The organism is Pseudomonas syringae pv. coryli str. NCPPB 4273, assembly GCF_000972175.1.
GTDB classification, from domain to species: Bacteria; Pseudomonadota; Gammaproteobacteria; order Pseudomonadales; family Pseudomonadaceae; genus Aquipseudomonas; species Aquipseudomonas syringae.
In genome coordinates, this window is record NZ_AWQP01000008.1 from 105098 (window position 1) to 124877 (window position 19780).

The window sequence follows — 19780 nt, forward strand, 5'->3', positions numbered from 1 at the left end:
ACGGATAATAACAGCTCAATCCTGGTCAGGGCGGCTTCAGCGCTGATTGGAACTTGCGTCAGACACCAAGCCGATCAATCAATCGGCAGTGCCTGAGGGGCGCATGGGAAAGGCTGCCCGCAGGCCAGCCGAAAAACACATGCATCCGGGATTCTCCCCGCTCCATGCATCGGCCTGGGCGCAGAGGCTCCAGCGCGATGAAGCGCTAGAGCTGCTGCATCATTTTGCGGACACCGGCGACGTGGCGGCGGCTGACGATCAACGCATCGCCATTGAGCCCTCTGAGGAACAGCTGGAAATGCCCCAGCGGGGTGCGCTGCAACCGTTCTATTCGCTCGCGGGCCACCAGCGCATTGCGGTGAATGCGCACGAAGCGGTCGCCGAATTCGTCTTCCAGCGCCTTGAGCGGTTCGTCCAGCAGCACTTCGCCGCCCTCGTGGCGCAAGGTCACGTACTTGTGATCGGCGATAAAGTAGATCACCTGATCCAGGGGAATCAGCTCGATGCCTTTGCGGGTACGCGCGCTGATATGGCTGCGTGGGCCTGATCCGCTTTCGGCAGCCGGGCGGGTCAACGCCGCCAGTTGCACACGGTTGGGCCGCTCGGCTTTGCGCAACGCTTCGACAAGGTGCTCGGAACGCACAGGCTTGACCAGATAGCCCACCGCACTGACCTGGAAAGCTTCCAGGGCGAACTCATCATGGGCGGTGCAAAAGACCACTGCAGGCGGTGCTTCCCGCTCGCACAGCCGCGCTGCGACCTGGAGGCCATCGAGACCCGGCATGCGGATATCGAGCAGCACTACGTCCGGTTTGTGGGTTTCGATCAGCGCCAAGGCTTCTTCGCCATTGGAAGCGCTGGGTTCCAGTACTCGATAACCCTCGATTTCATTGACCATGCGGCTCAATCGCTCGCGGGCCAGGGGTTCGTCATCAACGATCAGGACATTCATATAGCTCTGGCTTCCTGCGTGAGTCTCGCACAAGGATAGCGTAGACAGGTGTAGTGACGACCGTCACGGCGCTCCACGCTCAGACTGGCGTGCGGGCCAAAAAGTGCCGCAATTCGTGCGCCTATATTCGTCAAAGCCTGCTGAGTACCGTTGGAAGTCTGCCGATTGGCAACTTCTTCATAGGGATTGCTGACGCTCAATATGAACTCTCCCCCTTCATAGTTCGCTTCGACTGTTACAACGCCCCCTTCGACCCGCGGAGCAATGCCATAAATCAAAGCGTTTTCAAGTAATGGCTGCAAGGTTAGCTGGGGGATTGGCAAGTCATCGGGAATTGCGCTCACCCTCCAGTCCAACTGTAGACGCTCGCCAAGACGATATTGCTCAATCGATAAATATCGTTTTGCCAATGCCAGCTCTTCACCCCATGTCACCAGGCTGCCCGGCTTGGCCAGACTGGCACGAAAAAGGTCCGAAAGATCCAGCACCGCCTGCTCGGCCTTGACCGGGTTGCTGGCCACCAGACTGGCGATACTGTTGAGTGTGTTGAAGAGGAAGTGCGGGCGGATGCGCGCCTGCAGCGATTCGATCCTGGCGCGCAGTTCGCCCTGTTGCTGCTTGCGCCACTGACTCTGCAGATAGAAATAGCGCAGCATCAGGGCGGACATGATCAGGGCAATCGTCGAGTAGCGCAGATAACGCTCGACCATACCGCTGACCGAAATTCGCCCGGTAAGCTGACAGACATCGGTGACGGCTGTGCACAACAGCGTCAGGCCGACCACCAAAAGGCAACTGAGCATACCCGCCAGGCCCGGCGTCAATCGCGCCAGCCAGGGCCGCAACCCGCACAGCAGCGCTGCGGACAGTAGCACGATCCATTGCACGAACAGCGACATCAACGCCAGGCGTACCCAGTCGAAGCCGCTGCGCATCGGTTCTACCAGCACCAGAACCAGCACCAGCAGCTCCGCCAGCACGACGAGCACCAGCAATGCCTGCGGCAGGCACAGTTCAGGGAGGAAAAAGTCTTTGCCGGGCGCGGGCCGGGCATCGTGTTTCACAGGTTCGATTCGCATGGCTCCAGTCTCTGCCCTGGCCTTGTCAGCGGCAAGCTGTCCGGGGATAAAAATGCATCAACCCTGTTATCATCGCGTTCGTTCTTGTGCCAGGTATCGGGCACGTCACTTTCAGTCAGCAACGAGCGAATCCATGAGCACCGACAAGACCAACCAGTCCTGGGGCGGCCGCTTCAGTGAACCCGTCGACGCGTTTGTCGCGCGTTTCACTGCCTCCGTCACCTTCGATCAACGCCTGTATCGCCATGACATCATGGGCTCCATCGCCCACGCTACGATGCTGGCCAAGGTGGGCGTACTGACCGACGCCGAGCGCGATACCATCGTTGACGGCCTGAACACCATCCAGGCCGAGATCGAGGCTGGCCAGTTCGACTGGCGCGTCGATCTGGAAGACGTGCACATGAACATTGAAGCACGCCTGACCGACCGCATCGGTATCACCGGCAAGAAGCTGCACACCGGTCGCAGCCGCAACGATCAGGTCGCCACCGATATCCGTCTGTGGCTGCGCGACGAAATCGACCTGATCCTCAGCGAAATCACCCGTCTGCAGCAAGGCCTGCTGGGCCAGGCCGAGCGTGAAGCTGAAACCATCATGCCCGGTTTCACCCACTTGCAGACGGCCCAGCCGGTAACATTCGGTCACCATATGCTGGCCTGGTTCGAAATGCTCAGCCGCGACTACGAGCGTCTGGTCGACTGCCGCAAGCGTCTCAACCGCATGCCGTTGGGCAGTGCGGCGCTGGCGGGCACCACCTATCCGATCGACCGCGAGCTGACCTGCACGCTGCTGGGCTTCGACGTAGTGGGCGGCAACTCGCTGGACGGCGTATCGGATCGCGACTTCGCCATCGAATTCTGCTCGGCTGCGTCCATCGCGATGATGCACCTGTCGCGCTTTTCGGAAGAACTGGTGCTCTGGACCAGTGCGCAGTTCCAGTTCATCGACCTGCCAGACCGCTTCTGCACCGGCAGCTCGATCATGCCGCAAAAGAAAAACCCTGATGTCCCTGAGCTGGTTCGCGGCAAGAGCGGCCGTGTGTTCGGTGCCTTGATGGGCCTGCTGACCCTGATGAAAGGCCAGCCGCTGGCTTACAACAAGGACAATCAGGAAGACAAGGAACCGCTGTTCGACGCCGCCGACACCCTGCGTGATTCGTTGCGTGCGTTCGCCGACATGATCCCTGCGATCAAGCCCAAGCACGCAATGATGCGTGAAGCGGCGCTGCGCGGCTTCTCGACCGCGACCGATCTGGCCGACTACCTGGTCCGCCGTGGTCTGCCGTTCCGTGACTGCCATGAAATCGTTGGTCACGCGGTGAAATACGGTGTGGAAACCGGCAAGGACCTGGCAGAGATGAGCCTGGAAGAGCTGCGTCAGTTCAGCAACCAGATCGAACAGGACGTCTTCGCCGTGCTGACCCTGGAAGGCTCGGTGAATGCCCGTAACCACATCGGCGGCACCGCCCCCGAACAGGTCCGCGCTGCCGTGGTTCGCGGCCAGGAACTGCTGGCCGGGCGCTGAACATACCCCGCACAGCCCCTGATGACGCGGAGCATTGTCACGATAGAAATCTCAAGGTTTTCATCGTTCCCATGCTCCGCGTTGGAATGCCGTTCTGGACGCTCCGCGTCCTATCCTGAGCGTGCGTAGCGCAACGGATATGTGACGCAGAGCGTCACGACCTGCATGCCAACGCAGAGCATTGGCACTATAGTGATCTCAAGGTTTCATCGTTCCCATGCTCCGCGTGGGAATGCTGTTCTGGACGCTCCGCGTCCTGTCCTGTCCTGAGCGTGCGTAGCGCAACGGATATGTGACGCAGAGCGTCACGACCTGCATGCCAACGCAGAGCATTTGCACGATAGTGATCTCAAGGTTTCATCGTTCCCATGCTCCGCGTGGGAATGCTGTTCTGGACGCTCTGCGTCCTGTCCTGAGCGTGCGTAGCGCAACGGATATGTGACGCAGAGCGTCACGACCTGCATGCCAACGCAGGGCATTGGCACGATAGTGATCTCAAGGTTTCATCGTTCCCATGCTCCGCGTGGGAATGCTGTTCTGGACGCTCTGCGTCCTATCCTGAATGTGCGCCGCAGAGCGTCACAAAACGACCGTGTTCTCGTGCACCTATCGTTCCTACAACTCTTTCAGCACCTGCCGATTTCCCTCCAGCGCACCCCGCCGCTATCATCCCCGCTTCTTGTGGGGGACTTATCCGATGCTCAATGGCCTGTGGCTTGGTTTTTTTGTCGTGGCGACGATTTCCGCGCTGGTGCAGTGGCTGGTAGGCGGCAACGCCGGCATTTTTGCCGCGATGGTCGAAAGTATCTTTGCCATGGCCAAGCTGTCGGTCGAGGTTATGGTGCTGCTGTTCGGCACACTGACCCTATGGCTGGGCTTTTTGCGCATCGCCGAGAAGGCCGGCATCGTCGACTGGCTGGCCAAGGTCCTCGGGCCGCTGTTTCTGCGCTTGATGCCCGAAGTGCCGCCCGGCCACCCTGCGCTGGGGCTGATCACCCTCAACTTCGCCGCCAATGCGCTGGGGCTCGACAACGCCGCCACGCCGATCGGCCTGAAGGCCATGCGTTCGCTGCAGGAACTCAACCCCAGCAAGACCGCCGCCAGTAACGCGCAGATCCTGTTTCTGGTGCTTAACGCCTCATCCCTGACCCTGCTGCCGGTGACGATCTTCATGTACCGCGCCCAGCAAGGTGCGCCTGACCCGACCCTGGTATTCCTGCCGATCCTGCTGGCCACCAGTGTCTCGACCATCGTCGGCCTTCTGTCGGTCGCATTCATGCAGCGTCTGCGTCTGTGGGACCCGGTGGTGCTCGCCTACCTCATCCCCGGCGCCCTGCTGCTGGGCACCTTCATGGCCTTTCTCGGCACGCTGTCGGCGGCTGCGCTGGCGGGTCTGTCGTCGATTCTGGGCAACCTCACGCTGTTCGGCCTGATCATGATGTTTCTGATCATCGGCACGCTACGCAAGGTGCTGGTCTACGAGGCCTTTGTCGAAGGTGCGAAGGAAGGTTTCGACGTCGCCAAGAGCCTGTTGCCTTATCTGGTCGCCATGCTCTGTGCGGTGGGCGTGCTGCGCGCATCCGGCGCGCTGGACTTCGGTCTGGAAGGCATTCGCCATCTGGTGCAGTGGCTGGGGCTGGACACGCGCTTCGTCGATGCGTTGCCGACTGCGATGGTCAAACCCTTCTCGGGCAGCGCCGCCCGTGCCCTGTTGATCGAAACCATGCAGACCCAAGGCGTGGACAGCTTCGCTGCATTGGCCGCTGCCACGATTCAGGGCAGCACCGAGACCACGTTCTACGTGCTTGCCGTGTACTTCGGCGCCGTGGGCATTCAGCGCGCTCGCCATGCGGTGGGCTGCGCGCTGCTGGCCGAGTTTTCCGGCGTCGTGGCCGCGATCTTCGTCTGCTACTGGTTCTTCGGCGCGACCGCCTCCTAAAACATTACTGCGCCGGAGCCTGAGGCGCAGACTCTGCGGGGGCTGCTTCGGCAGGCGCAGCCTCCTGCTTCTCCTGTTTCGGCTCATCAGCCGGCGCGGATTCAGGTGTGGTCTGGTCGGCCGAGTCGCCGCCCGGCTTGAGCTTGATTATCCGCCCGGTAGGTCGCTTCACTGCCGGTTGATCATCGTCGGTGACGACAAAACGCAGCACGCCGATCATCTGGCCGTCCTCGGTCAGCACCCTCACCTGCCAGCGTCCTGTCACGTCCTCCGGGAAGTTCTGCTTGCGTGTCCAGGCGCGATAGCCTTCCTTGCGGCCGCCGTGGATATCCAGCGCGATGCGGTCCATCTCTTCGCCTTCATGCCACCACACATGGTAGATACGCTCATCCAGGCCACGCGGCGCGTTGATGGCGGTGTACGCATACAGGCCGCCGTTGCGCAGCTGCTTGGCGCTGATCAGCGAAATACTGTCGCCCGGCGTACGGTTCTTGTTATCGAAGTCCGGGCTCACCGCCACTTCGGTCAACCACAGCGTCGCAGGCGGCACCCAGGAGCGCAGCAACCAGCCCGCCGCGCCGATGGCCAGGATGATGCTGATCACGGCCAGTGCGCTGCGCCAGGTGTTGAGCGGAAAGTTCGACATCAGGCTGGGCGCCGACAGCAGCATCGCCACGCCCAGGGCCAGTTTGTAACTCTCGGCGGTGGTCAGGTGCAGGATGATCGGCAGCGCCGTCAGCAGTGCGGCGAACAGCGTCAGGGTGTGCAGCGTCATGAACAGCCAGCGCCTGGGCGCCAGCCATTTGTAGTAGAGGGGATCGATGATCGAAATCAGCCCGGCAGCCCCGAGCACCGCAGTGAACACTGCCTGACCACTGTTCCAGGTGGTGGTGATGAAAAAGAACGGCAGCACGAAGAACAGGCTTTCCTGGTGGATCATCTGCGTGCCGTAGCGCAGCAAACCCTGCGGGATCTCGCGCCCCAGTGCCTTGTTGAGTAACCCGACCATGGTGTTTTCGACCATCAGCCACAGCCAGCTGATCAGCATCACCACCGCGATCCAGGTGGCCAGCCCTGCCTGGCGATCGACCAGAATGAAACTGGCGATACCGGAAACGAAACCAAACGCTGCAATGAGCCCCGGATAGCGCTGCATCAAGTTGAGCACGGGCGTCACATAGCGATTCACGTCAAGCATCGGAGGGGTCACTCGGTTCTGTTCATACAAAATAACGCGCAGCGTAACAACGCGGCGCGGAGCCTGCACCCTGGGTGCAGTTCGGCGTCAGGATCTATTTGCTGCGCGCACGCCAGCGCCACAGGGCCAGCAATGCGATGAAACCCAGTACCCCGCCAATCAGCCAATACAGACCGTCATAACTGAACAGCGGCTTTTCAATGCGCATGTAACCCGGCTGGGCAAGCAACTGGCGCATCGCCTGATTGGCGGTTTCCAGCTTCACCGCCTTGATCCGTTTGGCCGGATCCTCGAAGCGCCCGTTTTCATAATCGTTGAGCGCGCTCCAATAGTAGTCGGCCAGCGCACTGTTGCCTTGAGTGGCCCATGATTGCCGGTCTATGGCGAGCTGTTGCAGCCGCGCAAACGTAGCGGGCTGCATGCCGTCTTTTTGCAGGCGCTCGACCAAGCCGCGAATGTCGCGCTCGGCTTCATCGGCATCATCACGCTCGACATCGGCGTTCAGGCTCAGAAAACCGACATCGCCGAACACTTCGCGCTCTGCGGAGGGGCCGTAGGACAGACTGTGTTTCAGGCGCAGCTCAGTGTAGAGCGTCCAGTCCAGATAGGCTTTGACCAGATCCCAGGTTTCGTCGTGCTGGTCGTCGAGCTGCGGCTCGGGGTAGATCAGGTGCAGCTTGGCACTCTCGCCCAGCCCGCCGCGTTCAAGCTCGCGGCGTGGTTCGGCCGAGCCGTTGCCTTGCGCCAGTGGCGGGTGGTCGATGGGGTCGGTGGGTGCGAGCTTGCCGTAGGTGCGCTCCAGATAGGCTGGCAGCAGCTTGTCCAGATCACCCACCACGATCAGCGTCATGTTGTTGGGTGCGTACCAGTTGGCGAAGATGTCTTCGATGTGCTCCAGCTTGATGCCGTCCACCTCGGGACGCTCGGCGCATTTGAGGCCCATTTCCACCGCCAGCTGGCTGCTGGCGCTGCGCCCGGAATCACGCCGGTCAAGCAGGCGCTGCAAGTGCGAAAAGTGCCCGCCATCTTCACGCTCGACCACGCGTTTGACGCCGTCCAGCCGCGCTTGGCTCAGCTCGGTTTTGGTCATGATCTCCAGCAGCAGGTCGAGCACCTTGCGCTGGTTGCGCGCAGGCGCTTCGATCACGAAGGTGGTGTCGGCGTTGCTGGTGAAAGCATTCCACTCGCCGCCCAGTGCCTGCATACGCTCTTCCAGCCCCCCTTCACCGCTGTCATCCACGCCGCTGAACAGCAAGTGTTCCAGCAGATGCGGCAGTTCCTTGTCCTGGCACGGGAAGTCATCGAAGCCGATACCCACCACCAGGCGGATGGCGACGTGACCCTTGTCGTAACCGGGTTTGAGAATGACTTGCAAACCATTGGGCAGCAGGTAGCCCTCGACCTGAAGACGATCAAGGGCGAATGAGGGGAGTGAACCGAGGAGCAGACAAGCGAACAGCAGGCAACGCATAAAACAGCTTTCCTGGCGGGCCGGTATGTTTAACAGACTTCACCTCGGCCCTTACGTTCATAGTGATCGGTCGGCCTCGACCTCGCTCGACAAGGCACCTGTGTCAGCGGTTTCCAGCACCACGTAGGCGCTGCTGCAAAACAGCGAGTTCAGACGCTTCATGTCGGCAATCAGTTCCAGGTGCAGCGAACTGGTTTCGATGCTCTGGACCACCTTGTTGCGCAGGCGGCTGACGTGGGCGTGCGCCAGGCGTCGCTCCTCGGCCCTGAACTGGCGCTTCTCGCGCAATAACTGACGTGCGCTTTCGTGGTCGCCGCTGAGGAACACCGAGAGGCCCAGGCGCAGGTTCGACTGTAACTGGATCTGCAGATCGGCAAGTTCTTCAAGACCGACTTCAGAGAACGACCGGCGATGCGCCGTCTTCTGCTGCTGGATCTTGCGCAGCATGCGTTCGATCAGGCCGCTGGCCAGTTCCAGGTTGATGGTCAGCTCGATGATTTCGGCCCAGCGCCGGTTATCGTGCTCGCCGAGGTCTTCACGCGGCATCTGCGCCAGGTACAGCTTGATCGCGCTGTACAGCGCTTCGACGTCGTCGTTGAGGCGGCGCACTTCCTGGGTCACCGCCGTTTGCGTGCCACGCAGCACCGCCAGCATCGAGGCGAGCATGCTTTCGATCAGATCGCCCATGCGCAGGGTTTCACGCACCGCGTTGGCCAGCGCAAGGCTGGGTGTCGACAGCGCGGTCAGGTCCAGATGGCGCGGCTTGGCCAGGCCGCCGACTTCGTTCTGCTGCGGCAGCAGATACGAGCACAACCGCGCCATCGGGGCCACGGTTGGCAGCATGATCAGGCAGCGCACCGTGTTGTAGAGCAGGTGAAAGCCGATGACCAGTTCCTGCGGGCGATAGCCCAGCGTGTCGATCCAGGCAACCAGCGGGTCGAGCACCGGAAAGATCAGCAGCAGGCCGAACAGCTTGTACAGCAGACTGCCCAGCGCCACCTGCCGACCGGCAACGTTCTGCATGCTGGTACTGAGGAAGGCCAGCAGACCGCTGCCGATGTTGGCGCCGATCACCAGGCCGATCGCCACCGGTAAGCCAATGACTTCGGTGCCCGCCAGTGTCGCCGTCAGCAGCACTGCCGCCAGACTGGAATAGGAGATCAGCGCGAACATGGCGCCCACCAGCGCATCCAGCAGCAGGTCGCCGGTCAGCGAGGCGAACAGCACCTTGACTCCTGCGGCCTGGGTGATCGGTGCGGCTGCCTCGACGATCAGCTGCAAGGCCAGCACGATCAGGCCCAGGCCGATACCGACCCGCCCCAGTTGACCGGCACGGGTCTGCTTGCGCGACAGGAAAAACACTACGCCAAGGAAGATCAGCAACGGCGACAGCCATGACAGATCGAAGGTCAGCACGCGAGACATCAAGGCGGTGCCGACATCGGCGCCAAGCATGATCACCAGCGCAGGCGTCAGCGTCATCAGCCCCTGGCCGACAAACGATGTCACCAGCATGGCGGTGGCGTTACTGCTCTGCACCAGCGCCGTCACCAGAATGCCGGCGATGAACGCGAGCGGTCGTTTGGACATGTTCTGGCTGAGCACACGACGAAGTTGTGTACCGTAAACACGAAGGATGCCAGTGCGCACGATATGCGTGCCCCAGATCAGCAGGGCGACGGCGGATAGCAAATCGAGCAGGGTCAGCATGCGAAAAGCCCCCTGAGGTTTGCCCATACAGGCGATGAATTGAAAGATGCAGCGTGTAGAGCGGGGATGGGTGTAACGCTCTACTAGGCTCTGTACGAAAAGTGGCTGCGCTCGGTGATGCTTCGTTAAAAACAGGCTCGGAATGCTCATTTACAACACGTAGACTCCGCTTCCTCGCCTGTTTTTGCCTCGCCTGACCTTCGCTCGCCGACTTTTCGTACAGAGCCTAAGCTTTTAGTCGGCCACAGGCCTTGGCGCCAGCATCGCACAGCGCGGATTTCATTGAAATAAAAGTGTCATAAATCAGTATTTTGATATCGCTCGGGCATTCGCCATGGACCCGTCGCACGTGCCTCATGGCTGTTCACCCGACATGCCGCCCGCAGGCGGCGGAAACGTTACCGGGTCAATCCGTAGTGAACGCAACATTGGGCTCGAGTTTCATGCCGACGGCCTTTGCGACGTGCATGCCTTTTTCATACGAAAACGATTTATCTGCTGTGGGCTGGAAGAACTCCACGAAATCCAGGCTGCGGCGACTGAACACGAACCCGCCGATGAGCGGCTGATTGACTGCATACAGATGCGGACACAGCGCCATCATCGACGAGGCAGGCACGCCGATCAGGTGTTCCTCAAGATCGCCGGTCTGTTGAGTTTCTTGTGGGTAGAACCACAGTGGCGTGCTGATGAACAGATAGGCATCCGGCCCCAGGCTGGAAAGCAACGTGCGCACCAGCCATCTCGCCGTATCGGCCGTCAAGTGCTCGACTACATCCAGCAGACAGATTATCCGGTACTGGGCCAGCCGCTCGGATGACAGCTCTTGAGCCAGGCCGTGCCAGATGTTGCGGTAGGTAGCGTTCTCATGCAGCTGCGAATTCTGGCAATTGGCTTCCCAGCCATCGATGCCGTCCACCGACCAGTGCGCCGTGTCCGGGTTTGCCTTGATCAACGCGCCCAGTGTTCCAGAGCCGAACCCGATATCCAGCACTTCAACATCGCTGCTGAGGTCTTTCAGGATATGGAAAATCATCGCCTTGGGAGAGACCGAGTCGCCTTCCACATGGCCGGTTGCAGGCGCGAAGCCTTCGGTAGGCTGATAGTTTTCAACATATTGCTTCATTGTCTGGATCCTTGACGATGGTTAGCGAGGTGGGGTTTACCGTAGATCCTGTTGAAGCATCCTCGTTGGGGGGTGGGAACAGTGTAGGGGGTTTCGAGTGCCTGGCCTTTAATCCTGCAAACTGACCAGAAACGCTTGGTGACACGAGTGGCGCCTGTAGCGGCATAGCAGGCTTTGACGGGTATTCAGAACCTGACGCAAGCGTCTGGAACAGCGTGCCAACGCCGAGCATTGGCACACTGTTCGGTCAGTTCTTATCGGAACCGGTCAACCTCGTGACGCAGTTCTGTCGCCAGGCCATTCAGCTCCTGGGCAGTGATGGCCAGGTTGGACATGACCTGGCGCTGTTCGCTGTTGGCCATGGCGATGCTTTGCAGGTTGCTGCTGAGCATGGTCGCGGTGCTGCTTTGTTCCTGGGTGGCGGTGGTGATGGCGGCGAACTGGTGACCGGCCGAGCGGCTTTGCTCGTCGATCTGGGCCAGCGCGGAGGCCACTTTGGCGTTGAGCGACAAGCCTTCCTGCATCAGTGTGTTGCCCTGCTGCATGGTGCTGATGGCGTTGCCGGTTTCCTGCTGGATGCTGGCGATCATGCCGGAAATCTCATCGGTGGCTTCACGGGTGCGCGAGGCCAGGCTGCGGACTTCGTCAGCCACCACGGCAAAGCCGCGACCTTGTTCACCGGCGCGCGCGGCCTCGATGGCAGCGTTGAGCGCGAGCAGGTTGGTCTGGTCGGCAATCGAGGTAATCACCCCGACGATACTGCCGATTTCCTGCGAGCGCTGGCCCAGCGTGTCGATGACTTTCGCGGTGCTGCTCAGCGAAGTGGCGATCTGTTGCAGCGACGAAGATGCCTCTTCCATCGAGGTGCGACCGATGCGTGTCTGCTGGGCATTTTCCTGTGCCAGTCGTTCGGTATTGCCCATGTTGTCGGCGATGTTCATCGACGTGGCGCTGAACTCTTCGACGGCACCGGCCATGCTGGTGATCTCGCCGGATTGCTGCTCCATGCCCTCGAACGCACCGCCCGACAGGCCGGACAGCGCGTTAGCGCGGGAGCTGACTTCCTGCGCCGCGGTACGGATATGCGCCACCATCGATGACAGTGCTTCGCTCATCTTGTTGAAGCTGCCCGATAACTGCCCGATCTCGTCATTGCTGGTCACATTCAGGCGTACGCTCAGGTCGCCTGCACCCAGTGCGTCGGCCTGGCGTACCAATTCGGACAGTGGGCGAAGCTTGCTGCGCAGCAGCCAGATTGCGCTGACCACCGCGATGATCATGGCCAGCAGACTGCCGATCGCCAGTTGTGTGCCGACGTGCCAGGTCACTTCGCTGATTTCCTTGCGCGGCATGCTGGCGATGACGGTCCAGGGGCCACCAGCGAACGGCTGGCCGACGCTGTAATAGTTGTCATCCCCGTCATCCCAGAACTGCGCCTTGCCTGGTTTGCTGGCGAGCTCTGCAACTGACTTCGCGGCACCGTCCAGGGATTTGACGCCTGCCGGTGGCACCAGCCAGGTGCCCTTTTCGTCGAGCAGTGCCAGTGAGCCGGTAGAGCCGATACGGAAGTTCTTGAGGTTATCGAACTGGGTTTTCTGCGCATCGGTGTAATCGAACCCTACGAACAGCGCCGCAATGATCTTGCCGCTGCTGTCGCGGACCGGGCTGTACTGGGTCATGTAATAGCGATCGAACAATACCGCTTTGCCGACATAGCTCTGCCCGGCGATCAGGCGCTCGTAGGCTGCGCCCTTGCGGTCCAGCACGGTGCCGATGGCGCGGGTGCCATCCTGCTTGCTCAGGGAGGTGCTGATCCGGATGAAGTCGTCGCCACTGCGCACGAAAATGGTCGCGACGCCGGCGGTCATCGAGCGGAAGTCATCGACTTCGGTGAAGTCGTTATTCAGCGCGGCATCACGCAGGAACAGGCCTGGCGTGGACGTGCCCGCCACCGTGACCGGCTTGTCGGCTTGCAGGCTCAGGCCAGCGGCGAAGCGTTTCTCGAACAGGCCACTCAAGCGCTGAGTGCTGTCGCGCAACGTGCTGTGGAAAGTGTTGAGCTGGTCAGCGAGGAGCCTGGCTTCACTCGACATGTGCTCTTCACGAATGACCAGGTTGGACGCGTCCAGGGACCTTAACGCGAACAGGGTACTACCGCTGATAACCACCGCCAGGATCACGGCCAGAGCAATACCAAGTTGCGAAGCAATTCGGGTACGAGGCTTGGACATAGAGACTCCGTGCCGAATGATTGGAGTCGCCGGGTCCGTGGCTTACCATTCAGCTGATAGATTTAGTTGGTGTTTTTACGCCGTATGAACGAGCAATCTTCAAGCAATGCTTCGGCCTTCAAGGTCGTTACTTGAGAGCGCAGCGAGACATTTACAAATGATGGCAGTTCAATACTAAACTAAATTTTAATAGAGTACTTCAACTAACGGCAACTGCATGGCGCCCACCTCCGCCTGAAGAAAATCGCTGAGGCGTCGCAACCGCTCTGCGCCGGGCCTTGTACGCGGCCAGACCAGATAATAGTTTTCGCCACTGAACACCGCCGTGCGCCACGGCAGGCTCAGACGGGCCTGCGCCACGTCCTCGGCGACCATCAGCAGGTCACCCATCGACACACCATAGCCGCGTGCTGCGGCAATCATGCCCAGCTCCAGAGTGTCGAAGACCTGCCCGCCTTTGAGCGACACCTGATCGGCCAGACCCATGCGGTTCAACCAGGTGCGCCAGTCACGGCGATCAGGGGTGGGATGCAGCAATTCAGCCTTTGCCAGGCGTTCGACATCCCATGGCGGGTCCTTCAACAAGGTGGGCGCACCAACCGGAATCAGTAATTCGGGAAACAGCAGTGTGGCTTCCCAGTCCGACGGGAAATGTCCCTGGCTGAGCAGAATCGCGCAGTCAAAAGGCTCCTGGGTAAAGTCCACCGCATCGATTTCCATCCACGCGCTGGTCAGTTGCACCTCGTTGCCCACCTGCAGATGACGAAAACGGCTGAGCCGCGCGAGCAGCCAGCGCATGGTCAGGGTCGACGGGGCTTTCATGCGCAGAATGCCCTCGTCGGTCTGCAAGGTGCTGCAAGCGCGCTCCAGTGCCAGGAACCCATCGCGTACGCCGGGCAACAGCGCGCGTGCCGATTCGGTGAGCTGCAAGTTACGCCCGTTGCGCTGAAACAAGCGGCAGGCAAAGTGCTCTTCCAGCGTACGAATATGCCGGCTTACTGCACTTTGGGTGACCGAAAGTTCCTCGGCCGCGCGGGTAAACGAGGTATGCCGCGCAGCCGCTTCAAAAGCCCTTAGTGCATAAAGAGGAGGGAGGCTACGGGGCATGGGGCGCTTCCTGCGGACGATGAACGGTTACTTTACTGCAAATGCTGAAAATAGCCTCAGATGAGTTTTAGTCATGCTGAGCATCGGATTTATCGTTTTGTGTTTAGTCGAGCAACTGCCCAGAATACGTCGCTCATTCGTCCCTTTGCCGTAGAGCACCGTCACCATGCAGCCGTCCGCCCTCAAAGAACTCTGGATCATCCTGCGCCTGGCGGGGCCGCTGATTGCGTCACAGATGGCGCACATGCTGATGGTCTTCACCGACACCGTAATGATGGGCAAGATCGGCCCGGAGGCCTTGGCCGGCGGGGGTCTGGGCGCTGCCACGTACAGCTTCGTGTCGTTCTTTTGCGTCGGCGTGATGGCCGCGGTCGGTACGCTGGTTTCGATCCGTCACGGTGCCGGCGACACCGAAGGCGCGACCCGTCTGACCCAGGCCGGTCTGTGGCTGGCCTGGGGCATGGCGCTGGTTGCCGCGCTGTTGCTGTGGAACCTCGAACCCATCCTGTTGCAGTTCGGTCAGGCCGAAGCCAACGTGCATATGGCTGCTCAATTTCTGATCACCCTGCCCTTCGCCCTGCCCGGCCTGCTCAGCTTCATGGCATTGCGCGGCTTCACCAGCGCACTGGGTCGCGCGGGGCCGGTGATGACCATCAGCCTGGCCGGTGCGGCAGCCAACTTCGTGCTTAATTACGCGTTGATCCATCAATGGCTGGGGCTGCCCAACCTGGGGCTGATGGGCATCGGGCTGGTCACCGCGATCGTCACCAACTGTATGGCCCTCGCGCTGGCGCTGCATATCAGGCGGCATCCGGCCTACGCGGCGTACCCGATCAGAAAAGGGCTTTCGAAACTGTCACGCAGTCACCTGGGCGAGCTATGGCGTCTCGGTTTGCCGATTGGCGGCACCTATGCGGTGGAAGTCGGGCTGTTCACTTTTGCGGCGTTCTGCATGGGCGCGATGGGCAGCACGCAGATGGCGGCGCACCAGATCGCCCTGCAGACCGTGTCCATGGCGTTCATGGTTCCGGTGGGGATGTCTTACGCGGTCACCATGCGTATCGGCCAGCATTATGGGGCGGGCAACCTGTTGATGGTGCGCATGGCCGGGCGTCTGGGTATCGGTTTTGGCGGCGGTGTGATGCTGATGTTCGGGCTGCTGTTCTGGCTGGCACCGCACCTGGTCATCGGTCTGTTTCTGGACATCAATGACCCGGCGTTTGCCGAGATCGTGGTACTGGCGACAAAACTGCTGGCGATTGCCGCCCTGTTCGAGTTTTTCGACGGCACCCAGACCATCGCCATGGGTGCCATTCGCGGGCTCAAGGATGCACGCACCACCTTCCTGATCGGCCTGGGCTGCTACTGGCTGATCGCCGCGCCTGCCGCGTGGTTGCTCGGTTTCTCTACCGATGCCGGCGCCTCGGGCGTCTGGTGGGGGCTGGCGCTGGGCCTGTTCTGCTCGGCCGTGGCGCTGACCTATGCGTTTGAATGGAAGACGGCTCGGCTGTTGCGCAGGGATGCAGCCGGGGTGGCGGTGCCGGGCTGATCCGGCGCACCGTCACCCGGACCTGGATGTACCTGCGTGCGCGGCTTGCGAACGCAGATAGGTCACCAGCTCTTCCACCGGCAGCGGCCGACTGATCAGATAGCCTTGCACCTGATTGCAGCCAAAACTGCGCAGCAACTCCAGCTGCCCGGCGGTTTCCACACCCTCGGCGACCACTTCCAGGTTCAAGTTGTGCGCCAGATTGATCATGGCGTTGACCAGCTTGCGGTTCTCTTCGCGTAACTCCATCTGCCCGACGAAGCCCATGTCGATCTTGAGCAGCGCGATGGGCAGGCTGTTGAGGTGCATGAACGACGAATAGCCGGTGCCGAAATCATCCAGCGAAAAGCGCACGCCCAGTTGCCGCAATGCATCCATAGTCAGCCTGACCTGATCGCTGCGCCGCATGACCGCGGTTTCGGTCAGCTCGAACTCCAGCCAGCGCGCATCGACATCGTGTTCTGCGATCAGACGAGTCAAGGTCGGCAGCAACTGGCTGTCCTGAAACTGCCGGAACGACAGGTTGATCGCCATGTGCAGCGGGGCAAAGCCTTGTTCACGCAGGGCCTGCATGTCACGCAGTGCGCGGAAGATGACCCAATAGCCGAGCGGTACGATCAGGCCGCTTTGCTCGGCCAGTGGCACGAACTCGCTGGGTGGCAGCAGCCCACGTTCCTGATGACGCCAGCGCACCAGTGCTTCCAGGCCGACGATACGTCCGCTGTCCAGGCACAGACGCGGCTGGTAATGCAGTTCCAGCTCATCGCGGCGCAAGGCGCGTCGCAGTTCACCTTCCAGATCGGCGAGGCTGCGGGCGTTGCGGTTGATGCGCTCGTCGAACAGGTGATAAGTGCAGCCCTGCATGCTCTTGGCCTGACGCATGGCGATATGCGCATGCCACATCAGCGGGTCGGCTTCGGGCTGGGCTTGCGAATGCGCAATGCCCAGGCTGCAACCCAGCAGCAGGCTTTCGCCATCGACCCAATAGGGTTCGGCCAGCACGTCGGTGATACGTTCGGCCATTTGCAGGGCGCGTTCGGGGGTTGTTCGGGTGTCGATCAACAGGGCGAATTCGTCGCCCCCCAGGCGGGCGAACTGATCGCCGGCATCGAGCTGGTTTTTCAAGCGCGCCACGACTTGCAGGATCAGTCGATCACCGGCCTGATGACCCAGTGAATCGTTGGCGCGGCGAAAGTTGTCCAGGTCCAGATGCCCCAGCGCCACGCTGCCGCCTTCGCTCAGGCGAGCCGAGAGCAGCGCCTGAAAACCCTGGCGGTTGGCGATGCCGGTCAACGGGTCCTGGCCGACCAGGCGTCGCAGGCTGTCTTCCAGGCGACTGCGCTCGTGGACATAGCGCAGGCAGCGCCGAAGCGTGTCACCGGTCAAGGCATCGCGCACCAGCCAGTCACTGACGCCAGTCGGCCCGACCAGTGGTTCGGTCTCGAGCAGCACCACGGTAGGCAACAGGCAGGCCCCGGTCCTGGGCTGCAGATCAGGCGTGGTCAGCAGCACGGTATTGCGCTCGTTAGCGTAGCGGGCACTGAAAACGTCCCAGTTCGCGCCATGCAGAAGTATCACGTTGCTTCCCGGCGCAGTGAGGCAGCCGCTAAGCAGCGCCTGCCAGAAGGGCTCGTGCGCCAAAAGCAGCAATCGCAAGGGTTCGACAGGTGTAGGCAATCTAACTTCCTAAGTGCAAAGGAAAAACCGGTGGCCGCTCTCTCGCAGGAGCGCGACAAATACACGTATCGCGCGTCGCGGCGCAAATGTAACAAAAACAGAAGAATTAGATAGCAGTCACTGTCTGACGACGATGAGCACTGCACAAAACCGTGGGCCTGTTAAAATGCCCGACCTTTTTACAGACGACTCTTCATACCGCCATGTCCCGACTCAATCCCCGGCAGCAGGAAGCCGTGAACTACGTCGGCGGCCCTCTTTTGGTGCTCGCCGGTGCCGGTTCCGGCAAGACCAGCGTGATCACCCGCAAGATCGCGCATCTGATCCAGAACTGCGGCATTCGCGCCCAGTACATCGTCGCCATGACCTTCACCAACAAGGCCGCGCGCGAGATGAAAGAGCGGGTCGGCACGCTGCTCAGAGGCGGCGAAGGACGCGGCCTGACGGTCTCGACCTTCCACAACCTGGGTCTGAACATCATCCGCAAGGAGCACACGCGGCTGGGCTACAAACCGGGCTTCTCGATCTTTGACGAAACCGACGTCAAGGCACTGATGACTGACATCATGCAGAAAGAGTATTCCGGCGACGACGGTGTCGACGAAATCAAGAACATGATCGGCTCATGGAAAAACGACCTGATCCTGCCCGCCGAGGCGCTGGAAAACGCCCGCAACCCCAAGGAACAGACCGCCGCCATCGTCTACACCCACTATCAGCGCACGCTCAAGGCGTACAACGCGGTGGACTTCGACGATCTGATTCTCTTGCCGGTCAAGCTGTTTCAGGAACACGCCGACATCCTGGAAAAGTGGCAGAACAAGGTGCGTTACCTGCTGGTCGACGAATATCAGGACACCAACGCCAGCCAGTACCTGCTGGTGAAGCTGCTGATCGGCACGCGCCATCAGTTCACCGTAGTGGGCGACGACGACCAGTCGATCTACGCCTGGCGTGGCGCGCGGCCGGAAAACCTCATGCTGCTCAAGGACGACTACCCGTCGTTGAAAGTGGTGATGCTTGAGCAGAACTACCGTTCGACGAGCCGTATCCTGCGCTGCGCCAACGTGCTGATCTCCAACAACCCGCACGCCTTCGAAAAACAACTGTGGTCCGAGATGGGCCACGGCGACGAGATCCGCGTGATCCGCTGCCGCAACGAAGACGCCGAGGCCGAGCGGGTGGCCATGGAAATCCTCACCCTGCACCTGCGCACCGACCGCCCGTACAGCGATTTCGCCATCCTCTATCGCGGCAACTACCAGGCCAAGCTGATCGAGCTGAAATTGCAGCACCATCAGGTGCCGTATCGACTGTCGGGCGGCAACAGTTTCTTCGGCCGCCAGGAAGTGAAGGACCTGATGGCTTATTTCCGTCTGCTGGTGAACCCGGACGACGACAACGCCTTCCTGCGGGTGATCAACGTTCCGCGTCGCGAGATCGGCTCGACCACGCTGGAAAAGCTCGGTAATTACGCCACCGAGCGCAAGGTGTCGATGTACGCCGCCACCGACGAGATCGGCCTGGGCGAGCACCTGGACAGCCGATTCACCGACCGTTTACAGCGCTTCAAGCGCTGGATGGACGGGGTGCGCCAGCAGTGCGCGCAGAACGATCCCATCGCCGCGCTGCGCAGCATGGTCATGGACATCGACTACGAGAACTGGCTGCGGCAGAACAGCTCCAGCGAAAAGGCCGCCGATTACCGGATGAGCAACGTCTGGTTCCTGATCGAGGCGTTGAAAAACACGCTGGAGAAGGACGAAGAAGGTGGCATGACCATCGAGGAAGCCATCGGCAAGCTGGTCCTGCGCGACATGCTCGAACGTCAGCAGGAAGAGGAAGACGGTGCCGAAGGCGTGCAGATGATGACCTTGCACGCCTCCAAGGGCCTGGAATTCCCTTATGTGTTCATCATGGGCATGGAAGAAGAAATCCTGCCGCACCGCTCCAGCATCGAAGCCGACACCATCGAAGAAGAGCGCCGCCTGGCCTACGTGGGCATCACCCGCGCACGGCAGACCCTGGCCTTCACCTTCGCCGCCAAGCGCAAGCAGTACGGTGAAATCATCGACTGCGCGCCAAGCCGCTTTCTGGATGAGCTGCCCCCGGACGACCTGGCCTGGGAAGGCAATGACGACACCCCGACGGAAGTCAAAGCGGTGCGCGGCAACACCGCGCTTGCCGACATTCGCGCCATGCTGAAACGCTAG

The 19780-nt window shown here is 60.8% G+C and carries 13 protein-coding genes and 1 pseudogene; 4 read left to right on the forward strand and 10 right to left on the reverse strand.

Annotation, left to right across the window (positions count from 1 at the left end; translation table 11 throughout):
* Positions 1-205 precede the first annotated feature (205 nt).
* Together P406_RS06265 and P406_RS06270 are read right to left on the reverse strand one after the other, a co-directional pair.
* On the reverse strand, positions 206-952 hold the full coding sequence (locus P406_RS06265) for a LytR/AlgR family response regulator transcription factor (RefSeq protein ID WP_002551374.1): 747 nt from the start codon (positions 950-952) through the stop codon (positions 206-208).
* Positions 949-2031, reverse strand: a complete 1083-nt coding sequence (locus tag P406_RS06270) for a sensor histidine kinase (RefSeq protein WP_003318424.1) — start codon at positions 2029-2031, stop codon at positions 949-951. The genes P406_RS06265 and P406_RS06270 overlap by 4 nt, the downstream gene beginning before the upstream one ends.
* 133 nt (positions 2032-2164) lie before the next feature.
* Here P406_RS06270 and argH point away from each other — a divergent pair, with 133 nt between their 5' ends.
* Both argH and P406_RS06280 read left to right on the forward strand, forming a co-directional pair.
* Complete coding sequence (gene argH, locus P406_RS06275) at positions 2165-3559, forward strand: argininosuccinate lyase (RefSeq protein ID WP_003421581.1); 1395 nt, start codon at positions 2165-2167, stop codon at positions 3557-3559.
* A 697-nt stretch (positions 3560-4256) separates the two neighbouring features.
* Positions 4257-5498, forward strand: a complete 1242-nt coding sequence (locus tag P406_RS06280) for a spore maturation protein (protein ID WP_011266161.1) — start codon at positions 4257-4259, stop codon at positions 5496-5498.
* A 4-nt stretch (positions 5499-5502) separates the two neighbouring features.
* Here the strand turns inward: P406_RS06280 and P406_RS06285 are convergent, their stop codons facing one another.
* From P406_RS06285 to P406_RS06310, 7 genes and pseudogenes are all read right to left on the reverse strand, one after another.
* Positions 5503-6696: a DUF5924 family protein gene (locus P406_RS06285; protein ID WP_046235680.1), complete on the reverse strand. Its 1194-nt coding sequence runs from the start codon at positions 6694-6696 to the stop codon at positions 5503-5505.
* A gap of 94 nt (positions 6697-6790) precedes the next feature.
* Complete coding sequence (locus P406_RS06290; RefSeq protein WP_046235681.1) at positions 6791-8167, reverse strand: M16 family metallopeptidase; 1377 nt, start codon at positions 8165-8167, stop codon at positions 6791-6793.
* A gap of 57 nt (positions 8168-8224) precedes the next feature.
* Positions 8225-9877 (reverse strand): Na/Pi cotransporter family protein, encoded by a 1653-nt coding sequence (locus P406_RS06295; RefSeq protein ID WP_046235682.1) that lies wholly within the window; start codon positions 9875-9877, stop codon positions 8225-8227.
* 406 nt (positions 9878-10283) lie between these two features.
* Positions 10284-11003 carry a class I SAM-dependent methyltransferase gene (locus tag P406_RS06300; protein ID WP_046235683.1) on the reverse strand — a complete coding sequence of 240 codons (720 nt, stop codon included), beginning with the start codon at positions 11001-11003 and terminating at the stop codon, positions 10284-10286.
* Positions 11004-11257: 254 nt separating this feature from the next.
* Positions 11258-12118, reverse strand: a complete 861-nt coding sequence (locus tag P406_RS30130; protein ID WP_370737591.1) for a methyl-accepting chemotaxis protein — start codon at positions 12116-12118, stop codon at positions 11258-11260.
* Positions 12113-13234 (reverse strand): annotated as a pseudogene (locus P406_RS30135) (Cache 3/Cache 2 fusion domain-containing protein); the annotation flags it as partial. The pseudogene P406_RS30135 and the gene P406_RS30130, both read right to left, overlap by 6 nt.
* A 186-nt stretch (positions 13235-13420) precedes the next feature.
* Positions 13421-14341, reverse strand: a complete 921-nt coding sequence (locus P406_RS06310) for a LysR substrate-binding domain-containing protein (protein WP_046235685.1) — start codon at positions 14339-14341, stop codon at positions 13421-13423.
* Positions 14342-14507: 166 nt separating this feature from the next.
* On the opposite strand from P406_RS06310, the gene P406_RS06315 reads away from it, so the two are divergent.
* Positions 14508-15890 (forward strand): NorM family multidrug efflux MATE transporter, encoded by a 1383-nt coding sequence (locus P406_RS06315; RefSeq protein ID WP_004408812.1) that lies wholly within the window; start codon positions 14508-14510, stop codon positions 15888-15890.
* 12 nt (positions 15891-15902) lie between these two features.
* On the opposite strand, the gene P406_RS06320 is transcribed toward P406_RS06315, so the two are convergent.
* Positions 15903-17567 (reverse strand): putative bifunctional diguanylate cyclase/phosphodiesterase, encoded by a 1665-nt coding sequence (locus tag P406_RS06320; protein WP_046235686.1) that lies wholly within the window; start codon positions 17565-17567, stop codon positions 15903-15905.
* A gap of 203 nt (positions 17568-17770) precedes the next feature.
* Here P406_RS06320 and rep point away from each other — a divergent pair, with 203 nt between their 5' ends.
* Positions 17771-19780 (forward strand): DNA helicase Rep, encoded by a 2010-nt coding sequence (rep, locus tag P406_RS06325; protein ID WP_003401585.1) that lies wholly within the window; start codon positions 17771-17773, stop codon positions 19778-19780.